Genomic DNA, 6338 nt, shown 5'->3' on the forward strand with positions numbered 1-6338 from the left:
TTGGCCGATGGCTCAATGCTGGTAGCCGATGACGATAGTGGTACCATCTGGCGGGTTAGTGCCGAGTGATTGTGGATCAGATCATTCCTAGTTAACAATTTGGTAATAGCACCTCCTGTACAATTTTGCTAAATTGTGTCGATAAAACCAACCTTCTGATCTTATGAAAAAAATCCTCGTCCCCATCGACCTTTCGGAACATTCCGATCGCCCCTTGGCCGCCGCCAAACTACTAGCCGACAAAGCTGAAACCGAGCTGCTGCTGCTGCATGCTTATCAGCCCTATGCTCCCGATATGCCCGACATGACAGTTCCTGGGGCAGCAGGCATGATTCCTCTGTCACCCGAAATTGAAAAAAGCTTTAAAAAACGTCTTAATGATCAGGTTACTACCCTAGAGGGCGAGGGTTTCCGGGTACAGGGATTGTGGTCGGTCGGCGGCATCGAGCCAGCCGTTAAGGAGGCAATCGCTGACCATCGACCCGACTTGGTCGTAATGGGCCGAAGCGGGGAAGGCGGCTTCCTGGACAGCCTGATCGGTAGTTCAGCCACCGATATTGGTCTAGAGGCAAACTGTCCTGTACTGATCGTGCCGCCAAAAGCTTCTCCGACTAAGTTTAAAGAGATCGTGTACGCTACACAGTTAGAGTACGACGAAAACGACATACTTCGCCGGGCGCTGCCCGTTTTTGAGCGGATGGCAGGCCGAGTCACTTTTCTCAAAATCAATTCTCCTGCACAGCCCAATGTGCAGTCGGACGACCAATATACCGATCAAATCATGGGCGAGTTCGGTGTGCCGCGACAGGCTTTCGTTCTGAGAGATTCAGGGGCAGTCTTGCAAGGCATTGAGGACTACTGCGACGAGATTGAGGCTGATCTACTGGTGATGTCAACCCGCAAGCGGGGTTTTATAGAGGCGCTTATCACCAATCCCAGTCTGACCAAGAAAATGATTCTGCACACGCATATTCCGCTGCTGGTCTATCATATTGAGGATAGCGAATAGGTTTGGTACCTTTGCCGGGTCAGGAAACGTCCTGACCCGGCAAACCCAACCGTTATGGCCACTCGCATCCGAACCCACCGCAAGCAGCGCAAAAACCTCCTCACCTCGCCCGGCACGCTGACGTACGTCGGTAAGTCGGTCGATATCAAGACGCAGATTAAGCGTATCGAGTACAATGCCTCGTTCTACCACGAGGAAATCGATTCCAACCTCGAAGTTTGCCTTCCCAAGGAGGCGCCGACCGACCAACCCTACGTGACCTGGCTTAACGTGACGGGTATCCACGAGCCGGAAGTGATCGGACAGATCGGTAAAATGTACCAACTGCACCCGCTCCTGCTGGAAGACGTTATGAACACCGATCAAAAACCCATGATCGAAACCTACGACGACGGCCACCTGTTCGTCACCCTCAAAATGCTTCACTTCTATGAGAATGCCCCAGACGAGTTGTGGGCTGAGCACATCTCATTCGTCCTAGGGAAAAACTACTTGATTTCTTTCCAGGAAGAACAGTCGGGCGACGTATTTGCGCCCGTCATCGACCGCTTGAAAGCTTCGGTCGGTAAAACCCGCCGTAGCGGGCCTGACTACCTGCTGTACGCACTTATCGACGTTATCGTGGATAATTATTTTCTGGTATTGGGAAACTTTGGCGAACAGTTGGACAAGCTGGAAGATCAGGTAATTTCAGGCTATCAGTCGCAATCGCTCTCCGAACTTTACTCCGCCAAACGCGAATTGACCTTCGCCCGCCGCTTAATTTGGCCACTGCGCGATATGGTAGCGCAACTCGTGCAGCCCGACGACCCGTTGGTTTCTAAACGGGTTCATGCTTACCTCCGCGACGTGAACGGCAACGTGATGCAGATCATAGAAAGCCTCGACGCTTACCGCGAACTGCTGGCCAGTCTGGTCGATGTCCACCTTTCGACCATCAGCAACCGCATGAACCAGGTAATGAAGACGCTCACCATCTTCTCGGCCATCTTTATGCCCATCACATTTATCGCGGGGGTTTATGGAATGAATTTCGACAACATCCCCGAACTCCACACTAAAAATGGCTACTACGCCACTTGGGCGGTCATGGGCTTAGTGACCGTCGGGATGCTTATTTACTTTCGCTGGAAAAAGTGGCTTTGATCCTCACTTTTTTCTCATTGCCTTAACCCTGACACTGCTTGCATGAGTCTTCTCGACGTCCAACCTTCCGACATCACTACCCAGGCCCAGTACCTGCTCACCGACAGTCGCCAAATGAGTTTCGCGGCTCGCAGTATTTTCTTCGCCCTGCGCGGCGAGCGGCACGATGGTCATCGTTTTTTAATAGATGTTTACCAAAAGGGCGTGCGGGAATTTGTGATGGAAAAATCGGCCCTGACACCAGCCCTGAAAGCCACACTCGAATCCTGGACGGATACGACGGTATGGGTAGTTGCAGATAGTTTGCAGGCATTGCAAAACATCGTCGCCCGGCACCGAGCGCAGTTCGATCTACCGGTGGTTGGCATCACAGGCAGCAACGGCAAGACCATCGTCAAGGAATGGCTCACGCAGTTGCTCGCTCCCTCGGAGCGCGTGGTAGCCAGCCCGAAGAGCTACAACTCGCAGATTGGCGTACCGCTGTCGGTCTGGAACCTGAATGAATCACATACCGTCGCTCTGTTCGAGGCGGGACTCTCGCGCCCCCACGAGATGGAGCGGCTCGAACGCATTGTACGGCCTACGGTCGGTATTTTTACCAACATCGGCTCGGCCCACGACGAGGGCTTCCGCAGCCGCAAGCAAAAAATTACTGAGAAACTTCGGCTATTTACCCGTGCCGAAAAATTAATTTACTGCCACGACCACCGAGAAATCGATCAGGAAGTCCAGCATATTTTGCGGCATGTGAATCCGAAGCTGCGCCTCCTCGATTGGGGTACTTCGGAAGCTGCGAGCATATTTGTAAAGTACTCTCTTTTAGAAAAAACTTCGAAAATATCTCTCTTAGGATTATTTGGCGACCACACCTTTGAAACCCATTTCCGTAATGAAGCGGCACTCGAAAATCTGACGCACTGTCTGGTTTTTCTGCTGGATTTCGGGCTGAAACCCGAGGTGATTCAAGCGCGTATCCACAGCCTGCAGCCCGTTTCGATGCGGTTGCAATTGAAAGAAGGAATTTATCATTCCTACGTCATTGATGATACCTACAACAATGACTTTCAGGGATTGGCCATTGCTCTCAATTTCCTCGGCCAACAGGAAGGCCGAAACCGCCGAGCGGTCATTCTTTCTGATGTGCTGCAAAGCGGCCAGTCTACTATGGATTTGTACGCCACGATCAACCAACTCCTTCTTGAAAAGAAAATAGATGTACTGGTGGGCATCGGTTCCGAAATCACACAACAAGCCGAACTTTTTGAGCCTTCTGAAAAGTACTTTTACGACAACACTGAGGCTTTCCTGCAAGAATTTCAGCTGACGATCCTGGCCGACAGCGTAGTTTTGGTTAAAGGAGCACGGCCGTTTCAATTTGAAAAAATTGTAAATATACTTCAGCAGAAAGTCCACGGTACGGTGCTGGAAATCAACTTGGACGCCCTTACTCACAACCTAAATTATTACCGTAACAAAGTCGGTACGAGTACCAAAATCATGGTAATGGTCAAAGCTTTCGCCTACGGAAGCGGCAGCGTGGAAGTGGCCAACCTCCTGCAATTTCATCGCGTGGACTACCTGGCCGTGGCCTACGCCGACGAGGGGGTGGCCTTACGCCAAAGCGGCATTAATCTACCCATCATGGTCATGAATCCCGACCGTAGTACGTTCGACAGTCTGCTCAAATACGGACTCGAACCCGAACTCTACAGTCGAAGGATTCTGGACGAGTGGATAAGTTTCGCAGCTGGTCAGGAAAAAGATATTACGCTTCCCAGTGTCCACATTAAGCTCGATACGGGAATGCATCGCCTTGGTTTTGAAGAAAGTGACTATGACTGGCTGGATGAGAAATTATCCAATAATCCGCAATTGAGTGTTCGCAGCGTGTTCAGTCATTTGGTGGGCGCGGACGAAGGCGACCTGAATCCGTTTTCTCGGCAACAGTATGAGCATTTCAATGCCGGAGCCGCACGATTAGAAGCCACGCTGGGCTATCCTGTTATCAAGCATATCCTCAACTCCGCCGGAATCGTCCGCTTTCCCGAATATAAACTGGACATGGTACGGCTGGGCGTCGGCCTGTACGGCCTGGAATCCACTGGCCAGGAACAGCGTTTTCTACAAACTGTAGGTACCCTGAAAACAACTATTTCCCAAATCAAACACTTGAAGACAGGAGAAACCGTCGGTTACGGTCGCCGGGGCCAACTTGCCCGCAACACCGTAATCGGTACTCTAGGCTTGGGCTACGCTGATGGCTACGACCGCGGACTCGGCAACGGCGCTGGTCATGTCTGTGTCAACGGCACCCTCTGCCCTACTGTCGGGAATATATGCATGGATATGACCATGATCGACCTCACCGAAGCTACCGCAGAGGAAGGCGATGAAGTCATTGTTTTTGGGAAAGAAATTCCAATTACCGACTTGGCGCAACGCGCGGGTACGATTCCCTACGAAATTTTGACGGGCGTGAGTGAGCGAGTGAAGCGGGTCTTTTTTAAGGAGTGATTTTTAGGCACGAAGCAGAGTTATCGTTCTGATTCTGCAAGTCCCTTTTTATTGCTAAAAGCTAAATTCCGTCAACGTAATGACGGAATTTAGCTAATTTGCGTCATTACGTTGACGGAATTTAGAAATAATGAAAATTAAGCGAAGGATTCAGGAAAGTGTCGAGGCGTTGCTCTTACCGAACAAAGTCAATGTCATCTTTGGTAGTCGGCGAACGGGAAAAACCTATTTGCTGGACAGACTGGCGGAAGATTCACCTTATAAAATTCTACGCCTGGAAGGAGAAGACGCGGACACACACATCCTTTTGGCCGAGCGAAGCATCGCTAACTACAAACGGCTGCTGGAAGGAGCCGAACTGTTAATGATCGACGAGGCGCAGGCTATCCCTGAAATTGGCAAAGTCCTAAAACTGATGGTGGATCAGGTACCCGGTCTGCGGATCATCGCCACGGGTTCGTCGGCCTTCGACTTGGCCAACCAAGCTGGAGAACCGCTTACGGGCAGAGCTTACTACCATACCCTGTATCCGGTGGCGCAGTTGGAACTCTCCCCTACCCAAAATTTACTCAAAATCCGGCAACAATTGCCCGACCGCATGGTACTGGGCAGTTATCCCGAACTATTCTCAATCAAAACCCGTGAAGCGCAGGAACAATATCTCAAGATGCTGGTCAATGCCTTCTTGCTCAAAGATATTCTAGCTTTCGATGGCATTCGGAACGCGGCTAAGGTCTATGATCTACTGCGCCTGATTGCCTACCAAATGGGGAAAGAGGTATCGCTGGAAGAATTGGGCAAACAGCTGCAGATGAGTAAAAACACGGTGGAGAAGTACCTGGATTTGCTTACCAAGGTATTTGTGGTGTTCAGAGTCGGCGGGTACAGTCGCAATTTGCGGAAAGAAATCACCAAGAATAGCCGCTGGTACTTCTTCGATAACGGCATTCGTAATGCGTTAATTAACGATTTCCGTCCGCTGCCACTCCGCGACGATATGGGTGCCTTATGGGAAAATTACCTCATTGCCGAACGGCTGAAAAAATACGCTTTCACCACAGTAACGACTCCCGATTACTATTTCTGGCGCACCTACGACCAGCAGGAAATCGACTGGGTCGAGTATCAAAACGGTCAGCTATCGGCCTTTGAATTCAAGTGGTCGTCGCAAACGGCAAAAATTCCCAAAGCATTCGCCGAAGGGTATCCTCAAGCCAGTTTCGAGGTAATTCATCGGGAAAATTACTTGCCGTTCATTCAGTAAGGCACGGAATTGTTAGCCTTAAAATTTAAACTAGCTCCCCATGTAGGGGTCGTACTGGCAATAAATTGTCATGGGAGCAGTTTACAAGTTGTATAGTTTTTATCTACAAGTCCCAAATCTCTTAGTCAACCACCTTCAAAATTATCTAAGCTATGAAAAAGACCCTCATGTCCCTCTCGCTATTGGCTACCGTTTTCGTTTTGAGTTGCAAAGGCCCCGCTGGCCCTCCGGGCTTCGACGGCCCTCCCGGTCCGCAGGGACCACAAGGCGCGCAAGGCGTAGCTGGCCCCCAGACTCTCGGCACTGTCTTTGACGTAAAGGGTACTTTCACGACCGCCAACGATTTTCGCATTTATTTTGAGTTTCCTAAAGACAAAATTGAAGTCTTTGATACCGACGTGGTGC

General features: G+C 50.5%; 4 protein-coding genes and 1 pseudogene. All 5 read left to right on the forward strand.

All coding sequences use genetic code 11. The features are described 5' to 3' along the window. Window positions 1-163: 163 nt before the first annotated feature. Window positions 164-1009, forward strand: a complete 846-nt coding sequence (locus ACEW8P_RS08940) for a universal stress protein (protein ID WP_373512741.1) — start codon at window positions 164-166, stop codon at window positions 1007-1009. A 54-nt stretch (window positions 1010-1063) separates the two neighbouring features. Then, on the forward strand, window positions 1064-2155 hold the full coding sequence (corA, locus tag ACEW8P_RS08945) for a magnesium/cobalt transporter CorA (RefSeq protein ID WP_373512742.1): 1092 nt from the start codon (window positions 1064-1066) through the stop codon (window positions 2153-2155). Between the two features lie 42 nt (window positions 2156-2197). Next, a complete protein-coding gene (locus tag ACEW8P_RS08950) occupies window positions 2198-4669 on the forward strand; it encodes a bifunctional UDP-N-acetylmuramoyl-tripeptide:D-alanyl-D-alanine ligase/alanine racemase (RefSeq protein ID WP_373512743.1) in 2472 nt (823 codons plus the stop codon). Window positions 4670-4796: 127 nt separating this feature from the next. Further along, the gene (locus ACEW8P_RS08955; RefSeq protein WP_373512744.1) at window positions 4797-5933 is read left to right on the forward strand and encodes an ATP-binding protein; all 1137 of its coding nucleotides are present in this window, start codon (window positions 4797-4799) and stop codon (window positions 5931-5933) included. Window positions 5934-6085: 152 nt separating this feature from the next. After that, window positions 6086-6338, forward strand: a pseudogene (locus ACEW8P_RS08960) (hypothetical protein); the annotation flags it as partial.

It is taken from the genome of Persicitalea sp. (assembly GCF_041751555.1).
Lineage (GTDB): Bacteria > Bacteroidota > Bacteroidia > Cytophagales > Spirosomataceae > Persicitalea.

Coding starts and splice junctions, on each gene's coding strand:
- ACEW8P_RS08940 (WP_373512741.1), top strand. CDS start 164: ATGAAAAAAATCCTCGTCCCCATCGACCTTTCGGAACATTCCGATCGC.
- corA (WP_373512742.1), top strand. CDS start 1,064: ATGGCCACTCGCATCCGAACCCACCGCAAGCAGCGCAAAAACCTCCTC.
- ACEW8P_RS08950 (WP_373512743.1), top strand. CDS start 2,198: ATGAGTCTTCTCGACGTCCAACCTTCCGACATCACTACCCAGGCCCAG.